Source organism: Nostoc parmelioides FACHB-3921 (assembly GCF_014696625.1).
In the GTDB taxonomy this organism is placed as follows: domain Bacteria; phylum Cyanobacteriota; class Cyanobacteriia; order Cyanobacteriales; family Nostocaceae; genus Trichormus; species Trichormus parmelioides.
The window spans coordinates 1-21,950 of sequence record NZ_JACJQL010000085.1 but is presented as its reverse complement, the minus strand read 5'-3'; the positions used below and the strand labels follow the sequence as shown (position 1 = coordinate 21,950).

Annotated in this window: 17 protein-coding genes; 6 read left to right on the top strand and 11 right to left on the bottom strand. The window is 40.1% G+C overall.

Annotated features, from left to right (window positions below):
• Positions 1 to 310 precede the first annotated feature (310 nt).
• From H6G14_RS29280 to H6G14_RS29250, 7 genes are all read right to left on the bottom strand, one after another.
• Complete coding sequence (locus H6G14_RS29280; protein ID WP_190572035.1) at positions 311 to 1,102, bottom strand: Rpn family recombination-promoting nuclease/putative transposase; 792 nt, start codon at positions 1,100 to 1,102, stop codon at positions 311 to 313.
• Between the two features lie 436 nt (positions 1,103 to 1,538).
• Positions 1,539 to 2,999 carry a hypothetical protein gene (locus H6G14_RS29275; RefSeq protein ID WP_190572033.1) on the bottom strand — a complete coding sequence of 487 codons (1,461 nt, stop codon included), beginning with the start codon at positions 2,997 to 2,999 and terminating at the stop codon, positions 1,539 to 1,541.
• Positions 2,996 to 3,568 carry a hypothetical protein gene (locus H6G14_RS29270; RefSeq protein WP_190572031.1) on the bottom strand — a complete coding sequence of 191 codons (573 nt, stop codon included), beginning with the start codon at positions 3,566 to 3,568 and terminating at the stop codon, positions 2,996 to 2,998. Before H6G14_RS29270 ends, H6G14_RS29275 begins: the two co-directional genes overlap by 4 nt.
• A 64-nt stretch (positions 3,569 to 3,632) precedes the next feature.
• Positions 3,633 to 4,355, bottom strand: coding sequence for a hypothetical protein (locus H6G14_RS29265; protein WP_190572029.1), 723 nt, complete (start codon positions 4,353 to 4,355; stop codon positions 3,633 to 3,635).
• Between the two features lie 179 nt (positions 4,356 to 4,534).
• Complete coding sequence (locus tag H6G14_RS29260; RefSeq protein WP_190572027.1) at positions 4,535 to 5,179, bottom strand: hypothetical protein; 645 nt, start codon at positions 5,177 to 5,179, stop codon at positions 4,535 to 4,537.
• 12 nt (positions 5,180 to 5,191) lie between these two features.
• Positions 5,192 to 5,701, bottom strand: coding sequence for a hypothetical protein (locus H6G14_RS29255; protein WP_190572025.1), 510 nt, complete (start codon positions 5,699 to 5,701; stop codon positions 5,192 to 5,194).
• Positions 5,702 to 6,135: 434 nt separating this feature from the next.
• Positions 6,136 to 6,453 carry a hypothetical protein gene (locus H6G14_RS29250; RefSeq protein WP_190572023.1) on the bottom strand — a complete coding sequence of 106 codons (318 nt, stop codon included), beginning with the start codon at positions 6,451 to 6,453 and terminating at the stop codon, positions 6,136 to 6,138.
• Between the two features lie 492 nt (positions 6,454 to 6,945).
• Between H6G14_RS29250 and H6G14_RS29245 the strand changes: the two genes are divergently transcribed.
• The 3 genes from H6G14_RS29245 (at position 6,946) to dnaB (ending at position 10,152) form a co-directional block, all read left to right on the top strand.
• Positions 6,946 to 7,113, top strand: a complete 168-nt coding sequence (locus H6G14_RS29245) for a hypothetical protein (protein ID WP_190572021.1) — start codon at positions 6,946 to 6,948, stop codon at positions 7,111 to 7,113.
• 392 nt (positions 7,114 to 7,505) lie between these two features.
• Entirely contained in the window at positions 7,506 to 8,681 is a 1,176-nt protein-coding gene (locus tag H6G14_RS29240; RefSeq protein WP_190572019.1) for a hypothetical protein, read from the top strand.
• 82 nt (positions 8,682 to 8,763) lie between these two features.
• On the top strand, positions 8,764 to 10,152 hold the full coding sequence (gene dnaB, locus H6G14_RS29235) for a replicative DNA helicase (protein ID WP_190572017.1): 1,389 nt from the start codon (positions 8,764 to 8,766) through the stop codon (positions 10,150 to 10,152).
• Positions 10,153 to 10,522: 370 nt separating this feature from the next.
• On the opposite strand, the gene H6G14_RS29230 is transcribed toward dnaB, so the two are convergent.
• The 3 genes from H6G14_RS29230 to H6G14_RS29220 all read right to left on the bottom strand — a co-directional run bounded on the left by H6G14_RS29230 (position 10,523) and on the right by H6G14_RS29220 (position 14,064).
• A complete protein-coding gene (locus H6G14_RS29230; RefSeq protein ID WP_190572015.1) occupies positions 10,523 to 12,205 on the bottom strand; it encodes a pentapeptide repeat-containing protein in 1,683 nt (560 codons plus the stop codon).
• Positions 12,206 to 12,418: 213 nt separating this feature from the next.
• A complete protein-coding gene (locus tag H6G14_RS29225) occupies positions 12,419 to 13,765 on the bottom strand; it encodes a hypothetical protein (protein ID WP_190572013.1) in 1,347 nt (448 codons plus the stop codon).
• 59 nt (positions 13,766 to 13,824) lie between these two features.
• Positions 13,825 to 14,064 carry a hypothetical protein gene (locus H6G14_RS29220; RefSeq protein WP_190572011.1) on the bottom strand — a complete coding sequence of 80 codons (240 nt, stop codon included), beginning with the start codon at positions 14,062 to 14,064 and terminating at the stop codon, positions 13,825 to 13,827.
• A gap of 1,062 nt (positions 14,065 to 15,126) precedes the next feature.
• On the opposite strand from H6G14_RS29220, the gene H6G14_RS29215 reads away from it, so the two are divergent.
• From H6G14_RS29215 to H6G14_RS29205, 3 genes are all read left to right on the top strand, one after another.
• Entirely contained in the window at positions 15,127 to 15,330 is a 204-nt protein-coding gene (locus H6G14_RS29215) for a hypothetical protein (RefSeq protein WP_190572009.1), read from the top strand.
• 65 nt (positions 15,331 to 15,395) lie between these two features.
• A complete protein-coding gene (locus tag H6G14_RS29210) occupies positions 15,396 to 18,341 on the top strand; it encodes an Ig-like domain-containing protein (protein WP_190572007.1) in 2,946 nt (981 codons plus the stop codon).
• Positions 18,342 to 18,450: 109 nt separating this feature from the next.
• Positions 18,451 to 19,101: a PEP-CTERM sorting domain-containing protein gene (locus H6G14_RS29205; RefSeq protein WP_199326328.1), complete on the top strand. Its 651-nt coding sequence runs from the start codon at positions 18,451 to 18,453 to the stop codon at positions 19,099 to 19,101.
• Between the two features lie 226 nt (positions 19,102 to 19,327).
• Here the strand turns inward: H6G14_RS29205 and H6G14_RS29200 are convergent, their stop codons facing one another.
• Positions 19,328 to 21,442 carry a hypothetical protein gene (locus tag H6G14_RS29200; protein WP_190572005.1) on the bottom strand — a complete coding sequence of 705 codons (2,115 nt, stop codon included), beginning with the start codon at positions 21,440 to 21,442 and terminating at the stop codon, positions 19,328 to 19,330.
• Positions 21,443 to 21,950: the final 508 nt, after the last annotated feature.

Genomic DNA, 21,950 nt, shown 5'->3' with positions numbered 1-21,950 from the left:
TAATAGCCATGAGTACATTCTCACTATCCCCTACGAAAATGATGAGGACTTGGATAAGCAAGTTTGGGATTTAATACAAGAAATGGACTCTCATGCTGACATGGATTGCTGCTTTATCGAAATAGATGCTCATGAGATTGGTACTGATAGGAGTTGGTAAGTTTGGGTTTACTTAAACGACTACTTGAACAAGTCAGCCTTGAGTGATGCACTGGGGTAATATCAACGCTACCGAGCAGTCCCAGTCCAAGATTTTCACGTCTTCACCACAAAACGAAACAAAACTTATAAATTCCCACCTCCCATACGCTTACTTCTCCGTGTTCTCAATAGCAGCAAGCCGGACAGCTTCTACATCAACGTTGAGTTGTTGAGCAATCTGTTCTATACTCATTCCTGTTTTTAGTAACAGTGGCACAGCTGCTTTCAATATTTCTTCCCTACCCTCAGCTTTCGCTTCCTGGTAAACCCTGGTTTCCTCTAAAGTTAGTCCCAGCATCGCTTCCACTTCCTCTCTACTTAACGAAGAAAACTTGTAAACGGCAATTGTCGTAATAATATCTATTATCTCGTCTTTCGGCAGTGCGGCAGTAGACTCTAATTGTACTCGCTCAATCAATAGACGCGCTTGCTCTGCCATCGTTTTATCCGATGCGATTGTCAACTGCATTAAATTGATGCCTATTGGCAGAGTATTAGTAGTACCTAACTCATCCAAATAAATGCGCTGCACTTGGTCGCTGTTTAAAAATATTCGATGAGTTCTTGTATCGCTTGGTTCATTTGAGCGTGATGGAAAAATTACCACACAATACCAGTCATCGTATTCAGACCGATTTCGGTTCAAATACATCATTGATTCGGTAAAAAACCGATGATACAAACCTTCATCGCTCTGGAATTGAACTTCTGCAAAGTAGATAATCCTGGGCGTTGCACCCTCTGGAGGTAAAAAGACCCCATCAATGCGAAAGGAGGTTTCTTTCACCTCAACTGATTCAAATCGATAATTCTGCGCCTCTTGGGGACGGTCATCAACGAGTTCAAAAATTAACGCAGGAAAACGTTTAAATATTTGGTAATAAATCGAATCGCGTTTCACTAAAATATCTAGTTTTGCTGATTATTCAGGATTAATTTTATCAGTCACCTAACACATAGCAGATTTTATTTATGTATCCCAAGTAGTACACTTTAATTCTGAGTCATCTACCCAATATTCACGACCTAACTTAATAAAGCCTTTAGGTAGTTGCCTCGTTGCTATTGGGTTATGAAGCAATACTCATATCTTGCACCTCTACGTACAACCCCTGGTCAGGTAAAAAGATGCGTAATAAAGCTACCTCATTTATATAAGCTCTTAACGCTAAATTAACTATTTCAGCTTTTTACTGAGTTATAAAATTACATCAATTTTTATTGGTGCAAGATGTGAGAATACAAAATCTTCTCCGAGTTTGTTTGGACGATTTAGTGCATCTATAAATGCCAACTAGTAAATATATCAATGTTATTTCATTAGCAAACACATAAATTTACGCATCAAAATTAATCGGCTGACCGTTGAAATGGTTATAAATGTCCTCTGGGTTAAACCAGCTTGGTAGTGTGCGCTCTGCCTCTTTTAACTCCTCGCCATTATCATCAAGCAAGCCGCGAACAATCTTGACTCTTGGCAGTGGGTTCTTACCATTAGCCGAGAATTTTTGAATGAGGATTGTACCCGCCTCTCTCATTGCTTGTGTACCTTCTGGATAGCTGGAATTTGTATCATTGTGAGTAATACCAGTCACATAAACTTTTGCTTTTCTGGTGTCTGTCAAGTGCAGTTTATAAAAGTTTTCTGCGGGTTCACCAATTAATGATTTCAGGTTAGTGTACTCATCAATCAGCACTTGTTCAGGCGTAATAGTCGTAGATTGCTCTAGGTCATTCTTCCCTTTAATTCTTAATAGCCAATGCTCACACAGAGCATTAAGGACAGTACCTATTTCTAACTCTGACTCGGCAATGTTTTGAGTATCAAGATATCGCCATGCTTTAGAGTTATCCCCAGTCGCGTGGCGGTCAATTAAGTAGTAGATGGGAATCCCTAAACAATGCTTTCTAACAAGAGCTATAGCCGCGCTCGTGTAAGTTTTACCTGACCCCTGGCGACCGATTAACCACAGTGGCGTTAGGTTGTCGATAATCTTCCACAACCAGCCATCCTCATGAGCTTTGAGTGCTTCTATCAGTTCCGTTGCTCGTTGCTGGTCAACAGATTGATTGCTGTTAGTTTCTGCGATCTCGCCTTTGGTTTTGCCCTCAATCTTGCCACGTTCCTGGTCAGCCTTCGCCTTGTCCCGAAGATTTTCAGCAATGGTTTTATCCATCACAGAATGATTAACAGCACGGGCTAGAATAAAATCTTCAAGCTGGATACGTGCCTTAGCGTGTTCGTTTTCTGAATCAGTCAATCCCAATGCTAAACGTTCCTCTGTATCCAGTCCTGACAGTCCATCTTTCAAGCGTTCAGTATATAGCTGGATCGAATGTTGCTTAACTTCACGTTTATGCAAATTGTGCTGCCAAATTGCATAATCGCCAGTCTTTTCCAGTTCTCCCAATTCATAATCTATGCGCTTGAGCCGTTGCGAACGCACGACCAAACAGCCCACAATACCCCATAGCCCAGTAACAGAAATCCCATATCCTAACAACTGATTAGGGTTGTCTGTGGGCAAGTCACGCACCCATTGAATGGCATCACCTTTGTAGGGAATGATACTACCATACAGCCCGTAGCGAAGCCATTCTTCAGTCAGGACAAAGCGGGGCTGATTGCAGAAACGTTTATCCAGTGCTACTTGACTTTCTACACCATTAATTGACCTGGGGCAGAACTGAATCTGTGTCAAATTGTAGGGCTGGCGTGTTTGCGATGTTGCCAGCCCAATGATTGCGGCTACACCACAAACACCAGCCAGCGTTAACTCGAAAACACCCTGTTTCATTCTCGTCCCCTAAAAATAATTGCAATGGAACCAATGAATAAAGCCAACGCGACGGCAATACTTAACCAAGGGTCTGATTGTGGATTCTGTTTTTCAATGGTTTGGATATCTTGGCTAATCTGGGAGACTGTTTCTTTCGTTAAATTCTCAAAATATTGATAGTCTTTGACTGCTAACCAAGTTGTGACACCAGCAAACACTAAACCCCCAGCAGTTTTAAAAAGATTTTGCATATTATCTACCTCTAATCCATCACTGTTGTAATTAACTCTCAAGCCCGTTAACCCAGTCATAGAGCCAACACTGCATATAGAAAACGAGAGCATAATTGCCAGCCACAAGTTAACGCCACCGCCAGTTATTAAGAGATATTTAGCTATAAAGAATCCTGTAGAATTGAGCGACCAACCAACAAAGAAACGAGTTAATTTATCAGTTGTATGGATAACATCCTTACGGTGCTGCTTGCGCGATTCTAGATGTTCTATTAAGTCTTTGGGTAACGGGGTATCTGGGGCAATTTCGCTGGCTAATTCTTCTTGTCCATCCTCATCAATATCGTATGTCATATTACTGTTAGGATATTTGCTTGCCCGACAGTAAATTTATGCTGTCACTGTCGGGTGTTAACTGTCAAAAACCTAGCAGAGCATCTTTGATTTTTTGTACAATCGAACGCCCTGCATATTGTTTTTTTGGCTTGAAGTCATCACGAGCGTTATCACCCATTTCTAGGTAATACTTACCCAGTTCTCTATCATGTTGCAGGTCAATTGTTTGTTGTCTAATGTCTGTCTGTAATTCGGTTTGCAACATCTTATATTCACCATCAACTTGCATCATGTGTTTATCCACCCATGCTTTCAACTTGATGTGGTCTGTTGCTTGCTGATGGCGTAGAGCTTCTTTATTCTGGGATGAAGCGAAATCAAGCTTCATTTCTTCTAGGATATTTGCTAGATGAGTGTCAGCTAGTATTGCTGACTGCACTGCTCTTTCAATCTTCTCGCCGCTTACACCCGCCTGTTTATAGATATCACCCAGGACTAGATTTAAGTCCTCAGTCCCTTTGATAGCAGCTAACATTTGCTCTCTGACTTGTGGGGCAAATTCACTAATCTTTGCCCCGTCATTACCCATTTGTCCTATCAACTTCAGGGCTGATTTATCACCTGTTAACGCTCTGACTACTAAGTTAGTAGAGGCGTTAAACTTATTTTTTAACTGGCGTTCCAGGTGGCGAGATTTGGAAGTTACCTGATTCTTGAGCTTCATTGAATTTTTCACAGCGATATTGTTTTTCTGGGGTAAATATTTTGTGGCAGTGATACTCCATTCGCCTGACGTATTGCTCAATAGCTGACCTGCGTTTGAGATATTGCTGATAGTTATAATGCTCCCTTATTGGCAGATATGCCCAGTAATGTAAGGGCAAAATGAAAGCAGCAATCGCACTTAAACTAACAGCAACTCTTGAGAAGTAGCTTAGTTTTGACCAGCGAATTACTAAGCACTCAAGGAGTGTTAAGTCATCACTATTGAGCCTGAGCCGCGTTGAGTCTGGCGAGTATCCCGGAGAGTTGGCTTTTAGTTTGATTACGGCTATCCTCCAGAGCCGCACTAATACCCGTTAGCCCAAGGGATAGCTTGTTTCTGCTTTGTTCATGACGATTAACTACTCTCTGTTGTACTCTGCTCAAGGTCTGGCCAATCTTTGCGTCAACTTGATTGGCTCTTAAATCAGCATAGGCGAGTAGTGCTGTTTCTACTTGTTCAAGAATTTCGTCAAAAGTGCTGGCTGAGGTGTCAACGCTATCGGCTATGTCATTGATTTGTTGCTCTGACAGGATTACACCCAGGAAAGCCGCCTTAGACGTGATCATCTCGCCTACATCTTGAGGGGCCACCGTGAGCGCACCTGTTTCAATTTCAGTCTCGGACTGTTCGGACTCTGCTTGGGTGAGAAATTTTTCTTCAGTGGGTTCATCAGCTACGGATAATTGGCTTGTAGCTTTGGCTTTGAGATAGTCAACGGCTTGGCTCAATTGTTCTTTGGTGGGATTGTTAATGTCATCGCATCCTACAGCGATCGCTGCTGTTGTGTAATCGTCTTTAGTAAATCCTTGATAACCCTGTTTGTACAAGCGAGCGCGGACGTTATTAGTAAATTTGTCTGACATGGTGATTGCTCTTTATTTGGCTAGTGTTAAAACTTTTGGGTCAGCAGATTTTACTGGTTGCGATCGCTTATTAATTGCCCATTTAGCTGCAACAAACGCCACAAGTGCTAAATCTTTGCTGTGGTAAATATTTTCAGCGCTGAAAGATAGTTCAGCACGTTCAAACCAGTAGTAAGGAGTGCTACGCGGTACATCATCAAGATTGATTTTTAGATGCTCTGCAAGAAGCTTTAAGAACTCTCCCCCTTGATATTGAGTATTTATTTCATAGAAATGTCTGAATGCTTGCCAGCGTTCACTAAACCCCTCACCACGACCTGTAAAGCTGCCATAGCGCCGTTTAAATCCGGCGAATGTCTCAACTATCTTGTTCGCGTCGCTACCCAGCACGCTGAAATTAAAATGCTGTTTTAAAGTAGCCACCACTCGATACCAAGTGACATCAGCAATCTCTTTTCCTAACTCGCGCTCGTAGATTTGTTTTAGCTGATGATACTTAGTGATATACTTTTTTGTTGCCACATTACCCCCTAACTATTACTTAGGTGTGTATAAAATTGATTCGTATTCCGAATGCGTCCAAGGTATTTGACATAAGTAATTAGCTGAAAAGGTGTATTTGGTACGACCTTCTAGCTGAAACCTATCAATAACTCTGAAAAATAACTCTGAAAAATTCCCTTTCTCTTTTTTTCGTTGGCTATAATCACGCAATAACGAGCCTTGCCAGAGTTTCTGATATATTGACAAAATTCCTTTTACCCTCGGAAAAATGCCCCTTTTAGACTAGTTGACGCGCTTGTACCTTTGCCTTTGTCCGCGACGCGCGGTAGTATATATTACCAAAGGTTAGAACAAACTCAACTGCACACTCGTGTTTGTTATCTCTGCTGTGTGCTGTTTATATAAACTCGGAATTTCGTAACAACGTCTTAGCACCTTGTCACGATTGAGCTTTAAGTCAACCTTATATTTACACGGCGAATGTTCATTACTGGCTTTTGTTCTAAATACTTTAGCCACTGATTATCAGTAAAATTTGAGGACTTGTAATCATAAATTTGGTGTTCATCAAGTAGTTCACCCACTGCTTGAATTGCATCACTTAGCATCACATCTGGAGAGTATTCCAGTTGCATGAATTCCTTGGAATCTCGAATTTCTTTGAGCCAGCGCTCTATTGCTTCTAACCTTCGTAATTGATTTTGATTAAGCATTGTTTTCTCAATAGGTAATTCGTTGATTGCTTCTAAATTGCATAACTTGATATCCATCGTTTAAGCCTCCTTTATTGCTTTGACAAAGCGCTCGCCGTAATTCTTGAGCAAAAGCACAAATAGCTGACTATGTGTTGAAACACCCGTTTCTTTGCAAATGTGATCAGCAAGGGGTATCAAGTCTTGAGGTAATACAATTCGTTTCTGATTCATGGCTTTTCTACTAGTTAATTACTGCCGTAGCTGGCAGTAGAAAACTAAGAAAATATGACCTTATTACTCTCGCCATATCTATCACGGTGCAGAAGTTTATCACGAACGCAGATATAAGCTGCGACCGCAGATTTAGCTTGAATTTATAGGATGTTCATCGTGTAAACATTTCAGGGTTTTAAACAACCTCGTCTTGAGGAGTCCGCAGTGTTTTACGTCTAACCCTTACTGTTTTTCGTTTCTCTGTGTGCTAATATAGCACAAGAATGCACGAGCGTGTCAAGGAGTAGCGTGATAAATTGTGTGATGATGGCACAAAAGAGCTAAAACTCACACATGGAGAAAAAAAGGGTAAATGTTTATTTCAGTGAAGATGATGAGATAGAGCTTTACGCAACAATCGAAGCGCTCGCCAAAGAGGAAAAGCGCTCAATTAATCAGCAGATAAAAGTCATGCTGGCTGAGGCAGCAAACGCACGCCGTGATCGCTCACAACAAAAATAGGGGGATAATTTCACCGAAGGAAATTAACTAAACAACGGAATCAAACGTATTGAGAGTAAATTTGGCTCTCATCCCTGCCCCATCTACGGGGTTGATTATGCAAACCTGCGAATATGGAGACTGAGACAGAAAAGCAACGAAACGCAAAGGCGCAAACGGATCTCACAGAGCAAGGACAGTTAAATAATGTTTTTGCCCCTGGTTCAACGACAAAACCCGCTCGGACGGGAATCTAAGCGGGTTCTGTAATTCGGCTAAACATAGCGGTAACTCCTAAAGATGTGGAAGTCTTGAGTTGACCGCGATCGCAATACTATAATAACCAGTTCTGCGGTTGCGTTGCAACAGTTGGAGTTATCCGAAATTTATACCAATAATTCGGATGCTACAAAATGAAATATCAAAGCGTAGACCAAGCGACCGCAGCAACTGCGGCTACGGCTTATCGACTAACTCACGGCTATGAACCTGCATACACTAAGCTCTATTGGAGCGTTGCAAACGTAGTAGGCACTAATCAGGCTTTGTTAATTCAAGTTATTGAAAGCTGGTGCTTAAGTAATGCCAGACTCAACAAGCGTAGTTACTTTCATCATGGAGAATGGTGGACTAGTGCTACTTATAAAGAGTGGGAAGAAAATTATCCAGCACTCGGTAAGGCCCGTGGTATTCAACATCTCCTGCTAGGACTAGAAAAACAAGGGTATGTTATTTCCTGTCAACCCGGCATTACTAAGGGTAATGCTGCTAAATTTTATCGCGTTGACCCCGTAAAAGTTGGAGAACTCTTATTAAAAGATTTGACCGTGGTTCAAAATTTGCACGATCCAAATAATACAAACCTACCGATAGTGCAAAAAATGAATGGGATAGTGCAAAAAATGAATGGGGTAGTGCATGAAATGTATGATGGTCAGCCTGAAAGTGAGTCACAGCATACTTTTCAGCCCTCTAATAAGATCAAAGAAATAATATTAACTCAATCGATCACTGGAAGGACGGAGAAAAAAGAGGAAGAGGGGAGCAAAGCCACTGGCCTTGACAAAGCAGTTCAAGATGATCGCCACGCTGTTAATAAAGAAAAAGTCTCTACAACCAACGACCAATCCACTCATGAAAACCATTTTTCCGGCGCGGCGCGTGAGAACGATTCTCAAAGCTTAGTTTTTAGCTCAGATCCAGTTAAAGAGGTCGATTTCCTGCTTTATTATCAAACCTATCAGCGTCAGCAAGGCAAAGACATTAACAGCGTTGCTTCATACGTGACCACAGTACTTTCTAAACAAGATGAAGGTAGTACAGAGGTACTTTGTATGTTTGAGCAATGGAAGGCAGCTTGCCGGACATTACAGCAGAAAATTAACAACTTCGCTGATGATCCCACAGAGAAAGAAAAACAGCGCAAGAAGTATGATTTTCTCAATTGGGAGGCTTGGAAGCATGATCACTACTACAATATGCTGCTTTCCGAGGGACTATCTAAGTTTTGCAAGCATATTGTATCTGCCAAATGGTATGAATGGGCGAGTGCCAGATACCCTGAAAGATTTGTCGATATTCCCGACTGATGAAACGACAATCACACCACTGCTTGTACTTCCTAAGTGCATAAATGTATGACTTTAATCTTAACGAGAATCAAAGCTGAATATGTACGCTAGTGACGACAACGTAATTCCTTTTGGCACTACAGCCTCTAAGCTACCACCACAAAGCATTGAGTCTGAAGAAGCGATACTTGGGGGTATCTTGCTTGACCCCGTAGCAATAGAACGTGTCCGCGACATTTTGAAGCCGCATCACTTCTATATCAGCGCTCATGGTCGAATCTATAGCACCGCCCTGAAACTCAATGCACTGGAATTGCCTACAGATTTACTGATGGTAACGAACTATCTAACTGATAATGGCTTATTAGAAATTATCGGTGGGCGAAACAAACTAGCATCGCTGGTTGATAGCACTGTATCAGCAGTTAACATTGATGCGCTGGCAACCGTGGTTGTATCCAAGTGGAAGCGCCGGGAACTGGGCAGACTGGGAAATCTGGCAATTGAGTTGCAGCACAAGTCAGATGAAGAAGCACCCTTAGAGCAAGCCTTTGAACAATTGCAGGACTTTATCTACCAGTTGCAGCGATCGTCTAATACTACGGGGGCTAATCACATTTCAGATGTAGTTGTTAATTTATATCAGGAAATTGAAGACCGTAGCCAAGGTAAGGTATTACCCGGCATTCCTACAGGCTTTTATGACCTTGATGCAATAACAGGGGGATTTAATCGTACTGACTTAATCATCGTGGCGGGTCGTCCGGCAATGGGCAAGTCGGCGTTTGCGGCTCAAATAGCTTTTTATCTGGCATCCGCATATCGATACCCTGTGGTCGTGTTCAGTCTGGAAATGTCAAAGTTGCAAATTGCCATGCGAGCGCTGTCAAGTGAAGCGAATATAGACAGCGGTTATTTGAAATCAGGACGTATCTCTGATACACAATGGCAATCACTATCACAGGGCATCGGCACATTATCAGAGTTACCTGTTTACCTTGATGACCGCCCAGACCCACCATTAACCTACATTGAGGCTGAGTGTCGTAAAATCATGGCACGAGAGCGCCGTGATTTAGGGTTAATCGTCGTAGATTACCTGCAACTGATGGATGGTAACGGTGGGGGGAACAGGAACAATGAAATAGAAAAGCTCACACGCGGACTGAAGCGTTTAGCGATGAAGTTGCAGACTCCTGTATTGTGCTTATCGCAACTATCAAGGGCAGTGGAAAGCCGGAATAACAAACGTCCCATGCTTTCTGATTTACGTGACAGCGGCGGGATTGAGCAGGACGGGGACAAAGTAATTATGTTGTATCGTGACGAATATTACGAACCAAGTACGGTAGATAGAGGAGTTGCAGAGATTATCCTTGCTAAAAACCGCGACGGGGCTACAGGCACAATCAAGCTATTATTTGATGCACATTTTACAAAATTTAAGAATATGGTGCGAGCGCAGCCAGAACGAAGTGAGTGGGACTAAAAAGCATGGTCAGAGAAACGTTTCTCTGACCCGCCTCTAAGAAAAACTCGTGAAGGCATTTCTTAATTGAAAGTTGAAATGTAAGCAGAGAAAGAGTTTTGAGAGCCAGTGTCTCGCATCGCTGTTGCGCGGTCGCGGCTAGGATGAGTTGTTAATAGATTAAAATCTATAACGATGCTATTTTGTTGCCATAATATCCAATAATATTCCAGTCAGCTTATTAATAAGCAAGATTACAACAGTTCATCATTTAATAATCAAAGCTTATTTAGAACTTTTACGCTTAGTAAAAGTAGTGAGCTTGTCACCATCTGCAATATAAAATATGAAAGCATTACATAGCAATGGTTTCAACGATAAAAAAAATAATTTAATTAAATATATCTTTTAAGGATTGCCACCAAGATTTTGGAATAGAATTTGCTGTGATAGCCTCATTCAATCCTATAGCATTGTTTACTTCTCTAGCATGACTGGTGTTCACATTTTCTAGTTTTGCTCCAGTAAATTTAGCCCCTGACAAATTAGCACCTGAAAAATCAACATTTTTAAATTTAGATTTGGAAAAATCGACACCACGCAAATCAGCGCCATTAAATTGTGTATTGGATATTTGACAGTTTGATAAATTAGCATTGATCATTTTTGCTCCAAACAAAGTTACTCCATCAAAAATGGATTGATTTATGTTTGCATCTCGTAGTTCTGCTTGATTTAATTTAACTTGCACAAATTTACTTTTTTTAAGAATCGCTCCGTTTAATTTTGCAAACCTTATGTCTGTATCCTGAAAGGTTGCTTTTGTGAGTTCAGCTTCACTTAGTACTGTATTAATTAATATGCAATCATCTAGGATTATTCCAATCCCTCTTATTTTCCTTAAGTTACTATTAGATAAATCTGATTCTTTAAAATAAGATTGTTTAAGGTTGCAATCATACATATCAACATCATAAAAAATACAATTATCAAACATTCCTAATTTTAAATTAGAATGCCTCATTATTGCATAATTGAATACACAACCAACTCCTCTAAAATTTAATAGATTCGCTTTATAAAGATTTGTTAATGAAAGATCTATTCCTGAACTAAACCATTTTAATTTTATGCCTTTTCTTAGCCATATTGCTATCACATTACTCGTAATCTGATTAAGTTTTCTTAAATATGATGCTGTTGATTCTATATTTTGACTTAAGTAACTTTGAATTATACCGGGTGGTGGTGTAGCTTCTAAGTTCTCTAAATAAAGACGAGATATCTTTTGTCCGTACTCATATTGAACGTTAAAAGCTTTTCGTAATTTTTTTAATGTAGGTTCTGATAATAGCAATAACTTGTTTATATCTATGGTAAGATTTTGATCACTTGCTCTTAAAATTTGAATTTTACCAGCAATTTCTAATCTTTCTAATAGTGCTCTGTTATTTGACTCTAGAACTTGTTGTTTTCCTTGATAACCTACTAAAGAAAGTGTGTCTTCAAGATTCTGTCTTACCAGATCTGAGTCTTCTATAGAAGATGAAGTAAGTAGTTCTAAAACACAGGAATCTGCATATTGAGACAGTCCTTTTGAAGCGCCTAAACGTGAATACTCTTCTTGTGAAGATAATGATTCTAATAGTAATGATATACGCTCTTGCCTACCTTCTTGTATCTGTTGGTTTAAAGTGTTTAACCCAGACCATATAGTCCATCCTAATCCAAGAGCACCTATTATACTTCCACCCATTGTTGCGTACAAAGTTATCCAACTCTGCTGTTGCTGAATCATTATCTGTTCTGTTTCTTTCTTCAGCTTGTCTAGCTCAGCTTGTTTTTTTTGGTCATCAAGATCTGAATCTTTCATGTGTTCTATTTCCACTTTCAGCTTTTCGACTTCAAGCTGCTTTTTCTGTTCATCAAGCTTATTTGTTTGGCCAACTACTGGTTCAGATATGCTCAGCCATGTAAATAAACTTAATGCTAAGAACAGTATTAAAGAGGGTGCTAATTTCATAATAGAGTATTTATTTTCAGCAGCTTGATTTGGTAAAAATGCTTGTGGCAAATTGCTAACAATTTTGCTAATACGAAAGTTTCTTGATTTTTACTTAATTATCCAGTAATCAATAGTACTTTTTATTTTTACGTGCTAAGGCAGAATCTGTATTTCGGATGTGAAAGAATAATTCGCCAATGGTATCTTACTTTTATTCCAATTGGCTTACTCTAAAACTGCCTACTTTTAACAATTAGCGCAGGTACTTGCTCTGTAGCTGGTTTATTTTTCATAGTTACTTCGGTTTAGTTGGTAAATTGGTTCTAAATATTCTCCGGTTGTCTTATCGAATGGGGGGAAAACAACTATTTCTATATCATAATTATCCTTTATGTCTCGAAATGCATTACCAACTGCTTCAACCACAATTTCCTTTGTATGCGAAGGATCGGTTAACTGAATGGCGAGCGACCCTGCACCACTTGAAACTCCACAATTTCTTAATTGTATAATTCCCTCTTTAACTCTTTTTTTAATTTTCTTTTTTGACTCTACTGTCTTCAATTCTACAGGTCTAGTATTAACTTGTCCGAAAGGATCATTTGACAACAAATTTTGTTTTTTCAGAATTACCTTGAACAATGAGATAGAGTAAGTAAAAAATATAAGCACCGTAGCCTCTATAAATTTTACCCCCAATAACGGTTTGTCATTATCCTCTTTCCTCATCATAATTATTCGACGAAACGCAAATAAATTAGCTAAAAAATTCTCTCGCATTTTAACTAGTCCTAAATATTTTCCTGATTGTCTTTTTCCTTCAGGTGTCAATATATATTGAGAACTATAGATGTCAGGCATTACAATTAAAAGCCCATCGAATCTTTTTTCCTTTTTGTGTGTGGACTCAGAAATTGTCACAAAGAAAGAACAATTCCCTTTCTCGGCCCAGCTAGAAACCAAGTTATTTACTTGAATTTTTTCTTTTAATTCTTTCACCCCAGCTTTTGCACTCCATTTTTTTCTCTGTTCTATATCAGTTCCAATTAGTTTCAATTGTGAGATGTTAATTATTTGTTCTGCAATATTCTCTATCAACTTTTCTTTTATTAAAACCCATAAAAGAAGAAGCTTTTTTACGTAATGCTTGTAACTAGGACGAATTCTATTAGCCAATAGCTGAAATGCAGCCAATTGACAATCTAAGGAGTAAATAAAACCTAAAAGGGCATACACTTCTTTAGGTTTTGATTTCTCAAATTTCCCCGTAAACACATATATAATTCTAAAAAACGCCATTCTTCTTCTTTGTTCTAGACCTACTCCCGCCAACTTTTCATCTATCGAATTGCCTTCCAAAATGTTACTAAAATATGAGTTTAAGTTTCGATTATTAAATTCTAAATCTATTTTATTTTCTTTATTTATAAGAGTTATCTTCTGATAAATTTCTTCAAAAACTTCTGATCCTACGTGTGTTTCTAGCGTTAGAATCATGCTTTTAGTATAATTTAGTATTTGTTTGCCTATATGTGTATTTTTGAAGTCTATATTTTTATATATTTCCTCTGTAATTATGTTAATTTTATTTTGGATATTTGCGTTTTTAAATAGAAATATACTTCTCATAATTAACTATTTTTTATGCTATACGTATGACCAGGGTAAAAGATTTAATTGTTTCTTTGCTAACTTCTTAAATAAAATCGTGATCGCTCTTGAATTAACACCTTAGTTGTGATATGAGTCCAAGGTGTGGAAATTGCTTGAATAAAATCATCAAACTCCCCATCAGCAAACACTTCCTTGTAATTATCAGGTTTGCGAAGTGGGTCAGCGTTCTCTCTTATGGGGAATTGCATATAAACATAAGCTAATCGCACCCCATTAAATTTGGAAAGATTTTGATTGAAGAAGTTCTGGGGCATCACTGGGTAAGAAAACGCTTACATTTCATTTTTGATACATATTGGCTATGGGATATTCCGGATTTGAGAAAAAATTGATTTGAAGACACTGTGACAGGACGTGAACACTATTTCAAAACAGTGATCGCGAAAAGGGGTAGCCGCCAAGATAGGGATACCGTTGGCGAATTTCAAAGATACTAACTTGGCGTAGATATGGGTAGTATCACAGTATCAGATACCCGGTGGATACCCTAAAACGTGCACTGTCTAGTTTGCCCTTGGTCGCAGCTACCTTAACACTACCCCTTGTATGGCGATCGCGAGAGACATGAATGAAGTGAGAAGAGTTTGAGCCACGTACTCCACGAAATGGCTCTAACGTGGAATCAAGGCGAAAATTATTGATTTTACGTTGTGCCCATTTTTGGGAATCCCTTTATATAGTACCTAGCCAAGAAATTTGTATAGATATAAATGAATGCACCCAAGTTGGTATTTAAAAGTTTTTAAACCAAGTTTTGCACTTTATTTAATCCACGTTCCTTAGTCTTTGACCATGTCTGCTCTTTCTTGACTTCGCCAACGGTATCTTCGCTACTTTCTCCCCAATATTGATTCTTTGCGTCTTTGCACCTACCCTGCGGGTTCCGCTTGCGGTATGCGTGAGACAAAAATCATCCCACTAATCAGCAACGCCTCATTAATGTTAGATAATATACACTATATGATTTCATTAACTAGATTTTTCTGTAGCTGAATTCCAATACTTTTTACTCCATCAGTTTTTGAAGGTATTTTATTATTCTTTCTTTAGTGTTTAAAACTTTAGTCGTAAATTTACTGAAAATTATAAATAGTTGATGAACGACGTAAGAAAATTTACTTACATCTACCAAAAGTATGGTATTTAAATTTAAGTAAAAATACTTTAAATAAGCAATTACTAGAGTCAACGGTTACACCGCCTACAGTAATTGATTTAGAAATGGCAAGGTGAACTGAAAACTTTCCGAAAGATGCTTGAAGAAAAATTCTTCCCATCAGTCGGAGAGCAAAACAGTGTCTTCTTAAAGATGGTAGGTGATTGAAAAACAACCTCAGTGTCCGAAGGCAGTAGAAGCATCAGCCATAGCCTCCTCGGCAATTTTCCTTGACTATCCTCACCCGTTAATCACAAAAAAACTTATAGACATGAGTAAAACTCGCATCCTCAACAACAGCGTACTTGTAGAATCGCCAGTTAAATCCCGCATAACTCATTTTCAAGAAGTCTTTCAAGGCTAGTTACGGTATCGAAAAGGATGAAGCAATTCACTATGAAAACCACACTTTTGAGAGGACAAGAATAAATGGATTCAAATGTGTCACTCACAGTAGACGGTAATCTCCGTCTTACTGACAAGGAATTAAATATTCTAGAGGCTCTGCTTAAAGCTGGAGACCGAGGGGCTTTTCACTATGTTTACTCCGAGTTAGCTGACAATGGTGATGCTCGATTAACAGCTAAAATCTCAACCTTCAGTGATACTGTGGGCGGTATCGCCTTTGCCTCGAATTGGTGGCTTCAACTGCGGTTTGGGAAGGATGCACCTGATTTTTCCCTAGCTACTGCCTATCCAGGGATCTATTACCTCTCCCAACAAGTAGCTGAATCGATCTTAAACGCTGTAAAACAAGACATTAGCAGCGGTGGCACAGGAAAACTTACGGATGAGGAGCATTTCCAAGCTGCCGCCAATGCTTGGAGAAATAAGGGACAAATTAACCAGTTCCCAGGAAACTTCTTGGATGCCGCTGGTTTTACAGAAATTGAGGGCGTTGATGTCAACTTCTTGGATATTCCTCTATTTGAGGTTTTTACTCTTTTCGATAAGGGAAACCCTGGCATTGGCGCAAGCCGATTCGGATCGTTGTTTGGACGCTATACAGGTAAACGTATCGATGACTTTCTTAGTGATAGTAAATACTCAATCGTTGATGTGCCTGGTGGGCAACTCGTCATTGATGAGCAAGGTCGAACGACGGCAACCTTTATCTCTAAACAGCCGGAAGATTTTCTTGCTGGATTTACAAACTCTGCATTTGAGTTAGGAAACTCAATATGGACGCAAACAACATTAATTGACAACCGAATCATCCTAGACATTTTTCAAGTTGGAGATATAAACGAAACTCTCCCTCCTGACGCTGAGATATACCAAGCAGCGCGTCGTGGGTTTACAGAATTTAATCTAGGTTATAACGGTGACGTAAATCCGATTACAACAAACACTGGTATCGGTTCGCCAACAATTTCCATTCGAGCAAGCGGCACTTCTGGAGCAGATATCCTATTTGGACAGGATTCTACATTAGGCTTTGGTGGCGATGATACGCTTGAGGGGGGCGATGGTAATGACCTGATTCTCGGCTCAGGTGGTGATGATGTTCTTCTGGGTGGCAATGGCGACGATGTTGTTTGGGGTCAGGCTGGTGATGATGATTTACAAGGGAATGCAGGAAATGATCTTCTCCGGGGTGGTGAGGGTAAAGATACCCTTGATGGTGGTGATGGAGATGACATCCTTGATGGAGGAGATATTAATGTTAGTTCCGAAGATGACGGCGATGAATTGTTTGGTGGGGCTGGAAATGATCACTTAATTGGTGGGGCTGGAAATGACACTCTTGATGGAGGAGACGGAGAGGAAGATATTGCTATCTATTCCGGCGACTATAAAGACTATAAACTAACTCTGTCAGCAGATTTTAAAACAGTTACTATTACCCATAACAGTGGTACACAAGAAGACGGAACAGATACTCTAACCAATATTGAGTTTGCTCAGTTTAAGGACAGAAAAGTCCCTCTCAAGGGGTTAGATCTGGCATTTGTAATTGACACAACTGGCAGTATGTTCGACGACATTGCTGCTGTCAAAGCCAGTGCAAACAGTATTATCAACACGATATTTGATGATAGCTTTCCTTTTTCTAGGATCGCTGTGGTCGGATACAATGATCCTGGAACTAACACTTTTCTCTCCTTCACTGATCAAGAGGAAATTGAAGATCGAAAAACCGCAGCAGTCAACGCGATCAATAGTATCTCGGTTGGTGGCGGTGGTGACTTTCCTGAAGCAGTAAATGCTGGATTAATCCGCGCCTTATCCGGCGGGGCTGGTAGATGGAATGAAGAGGCAGTTTCCCGAACAATCATCCTCTTCGGTGACGCACCAGCCAAAGATACTGAACTTCGCTCACAAGTGGTTCAGCTGGCATCTAATGTTGAAGTTTCAATCAACGGTGGACTTAGGGCATTTTCGATCTCAGGAGATATAAAAACTAGTAATGTTACAGAAGGTCTTGCTCGCACAAGTTTTACCTTATCAGCAGTGAATGCTGAGGATGTTGAAGTTAAAATTCCTGTGCAAATCTTCACTATCATCATCGGCAATAATTCCAGGACGATCGCTGATTTCACAAGCCTCACTGAAGCAACTGGCGGTAAGAGTTTTAGAGCTGCGGATGCTAGAGAAATTGTCTCTGCCATCTTAGATGCAATTGATGAAGCAACACAGGCTCCTGTTGCTCTGGGAGATAGCATCAATACTGATACTGCAACAATACTGGCCATCGACGTGCTGGCTAATGATAGCGACCCCAACGCAGACCCTCTAACTATCACCAAAATTCAGAACCAAGATATAACGACAGGGAACCAGATTACTTTAAGCTCTGGTGCTGTAATTACTCTCAATCCTAATGGTACTCTTACTTATAACCCAAATGGTCAATTCGATTTTTTAGCTGTAGGTCAAAAAGCTACTGATACTTTCACTTACTCCATTACCGACGGTAAGGGAGGCACTGATACAGCCACAGTTAGCATCGAGTTGACAAAAGCTATTAATGAAATTTCTGGCACATCAGGTCGTGACGAACTGACTGGCACCTCAAACAGTGATCGCATCATCGGCTTACAAGGTGCAGATAGACTCACAGGCGGTAGCGGTAACGATCAATTTGTATATACCAGTATCCGCGACCGAGGGGACACAATTACTGATTTTGAGGTTGGCAAGGATAATATTGTCTTGACTCAACTGCTCGATAGTTTAGTCACAGGAGGTTACAACGGCACTAATGCCATAGCCGACGGCTACGTGAAAGTTGTACAAGGCAATAGTACCAGCAATTTTAACGTGCAAATTGACACTGATGGATTTGGTAGTGGTGATATCTTCAGACCTTTTATCACAGTGAATTTAACAAATTCAGCCACTTTCAATAACCCCAGCAACTTTGTGTTTTAGGACTATGCTTTACCTTCCAAGTTTTTCTTTAGAGGGTAAAGCAAAGGCTTGTATTTACACGTTTATATAAGCACAACCTGTTTAAATTTAACTGTAGGAGTTTAATATCTTGGCTACAACTTTTATCAGACAAACAATTCAAAAGGCTCTAGTTCTTAGCTTGTTCAGCTTGAGCGGTTTCACCATTGTCTCCCCCTCTTTTGCTGCCAGCCTTGATTTAAGCAGTTGGGACAAATCAGGTGATGTTTTTGCAGTTCCAAGTCAAGCGACCCTAACAAATGCCTTCTCAGATGGCAGTGATGATGCTTCTAACTACAATGTTTCCAGCAATGACCCAACTTATATTAACTCCCTAGAAACTTTTTTAGGTCTCAATTCAGGAGACCTTGGTCTTGATGCTACAGAAGGTTCTGCCATTAAGAGAACTTTTAATGCTCTGGCTGGGGATGTTATCAGTTTTAATTATTCCTTTTTAACTTACGATACTTTCTCCAGCGATCGCGCCTTTTTGACGATTAGCAACTCAGTTATCCCTCTAACCGGAAGCTCTCTTTTTAGCTATACCTTTGCAACATCTGGCATCTACAACATTGGCATTGGTGTTGTCGATGTGGATGATACTTTTGGCTCATCAATCTTGTCAGTGAGTAACGCTAATTATCAATCAAAATCAGTTCCCGAACCTTCAATTATCCTTAGTTCTATTTTGGCTGGCGGGTTTGGAGTGATGTTAAAAAGAAAACATCTAAAAAAAGCTTAACCAAATTAGCAAATACAAGATACTTTATTTTTGATTGATGCTGACGCACCAATTCCACCAAATTCTAATTTGGTGTAATCAGCAATAAAAATGGTTCTACCGGGAGCAAATGACTCATTTGCTCCCGGTAGAAATTGGCACATGAATATAAAGAACCTGTTTGCAGGTCGAAGTGTTTCTTATTGCTGACTCCTACAGTTAGGAAGAGCTACAGTCATAGTCAGGACTATGACGACTTAAGCATTTTTATCAATTCAGAACGCTGCTGATCACTCAAAGACTGAATAGACTGAAAAATCCCCTGTAAATCAGCAGCATTCGTCATCACTGCTTCATCATCACTACCAGCATCAGGAAACAACAACTCATCAATCGCCTCCTTAATTAACCGTCGCTTCTCGGAGGGCGTACAGCGTTCATACATCGAACGCAGCGTCTCCAACGTAGAACCCATTGCATCAGCCAAAGACCGTAATTGGGCATCCGACAACCCCACTTGAAAACCCCAAGTCGCCCAAATATAGCGCATCGTATGCGGCGTTATCCGTTTACCAATCAGCGTATGTGCTGAATTAGCCAAAAAGTTAGCAAACGTACTATCCGTGTAACATTTGCCCACATCAGGCACAATAAAGAAATATCCCCAAGACCACATCTCTGACTTGGTATTTGTTGGCAAACAACAGGTATCTAGCGGCGTAAATTCGGCTCGCCCCGCCGTCACCCAACGTCCCCTTACCCCTTGTAACCCAGATTCCCACCAGCTATAAGTTTGGGAATTTTTATAACTACCAGGCAGCCACCAGCCATAAAGATAGCGTTCAATATAGTCATAAACACAACTACCATCTGCAAACTGGCGATTCGGGATGATCAATGACTTGTGACCATGAAACTTATAAGTCTTATAATCCTGAATATCCTTGACCCAAACCCCATCCTGGTAATACTTCCCTTCATAGGTATAAGTTTTGTAGATGTAATTATCCTCCAGCGTGCCATCAGGGCGTTTATCCCGCACCGCATTCGGGGGTAAAGGGTGATATAAACCATTCGCCTTCACATCAGCTGGTCGCATCACAGGACAACACAGCGCCACCCTCAAATTTCTCACCTCTTGTTGGCGACGAGCTGGAGTTAATCCCAAATCCACCCAAGCTAAAAACTCCTGATGATTAATAGCTATCTGCTGTGGCGAACGAAAATCTCCCCGATGATTACGAGGTCGGCAGTATAATCGCAACGGCTCAATCACAGTTGACTGTACCATCGTCAGCGCAGTCTTACCCTCTGGCACATCAGGCCATTTTAGCGATTGGTCAGCAACATAACAGCGATTTCGAGACCATTCTTTCGTCCCATCAGCTTCCCGCTTTAAAAGGTTATTCACCAGCTTAAATAAGGGAATGTTGTCGTAATCTGACTTATCTTCCACCCAATCACGGTAGATAAACTTACCTAAAGTCAGAATCGATAACAGCTTGAGATGACGAGTTCTTGGACTTGTGGAATGCATCACTGACCGTAAGAAATTGAAATACTCACAAATCAACTCTTCTAAGTAAGCCTTCTGTGCCTTCCACAGCTTTTGCTGTTGTTTGGGAGTCAATTCTTCTAGCTGTTCATCTGTCACTAAAGGAAATATTAATGACAGTGATACTTCGTTGTTGACTGTACCTACATGGTGAGGTCTATGCTTGAAAAACCAACCCAGACATAGGCTGACATTCTTCCAGTGTCCCTGAGCCGTTGATTCTTTCACTGGTTCAGTCACTCGTCCGTGCCAATCAGCCGTGGTCATAAATCTATAGAATTGATTCAATTCGGCTTGCAATTGGGGTGGAGTTTCTTCAGGTTGGAGACGATAAGACAGTGATTTACCCTTACCGGGCATCAAAGGCGTATTGGACATCTCCCCATATATACTCACCTTGGGTGGACAACACTGAGAGCGAAACTTTTCTGTCCGCCGCAAATTACCCGGCCACCAACTTTCTTTTTCAGCCCAAGTTACCCACTGATTAATTCTGGCACCATAAGTATTACGACTAGCTTGGGATACTTTCAATTTGTCAAAGGCTCTTTGAATTGCTGGTCTTACCTGAGGTAATAAACTTGTAGGCAGTGATTGCATATGAGCTTTAGCCGCCTCCGTTTCTGCCAGAGTCATCTTCTTATGTGGATGCTGACGTTGAAAACCAAATTCAGTTAACAAAAATCTGAAGATAGCCGAATTAATTTCATTGACGATTCTCGGCAATTGTTGAGAGGAATAAATGGTGGATAAACAAGCGGAATAAAGTTGATAAACTTCCCACAAATTCTGAGGATTGTTGGACATAATAAATAACTCCTGATATGGGTGGAAAACTCAAATTGTTTATTAAGTCTTAGATAAGACTTAAGATGTGATAGATTAGGGACTACAGAAAAAAAATCAATTACGGCAGATTTATTAACAATTAATGGTCAGAGAACGGATTTATCAGTAATCCTTTTGGCGAACAGTCAAATCTTCAATAAGACCTGAACATCTTGCTAATTCAAGATGAAGAGTAGATTTTCATCAATCAAACTCAATAAATAAGTTGATGAAAGTAAATAAATAACTGGTCTTAAATAAATCCTGAGCATGGTTGATAACTTGTTTATTGATGAATTAGTAGGCATGAAAATTGACAGGTTTTTTAAGTGACAAAGCAAATTAGCTTTTATGTATTAGCTAGAGGTAGCGCTATCTAATAATTTGATTAATCCGCGCCCAATACGTTCAATCATTTCGCTCCTCGAAATTGCCCGTTCTTGACTTAGCTCATCTAATCCAACTAAAGCAGTTTGGGTAATACCAA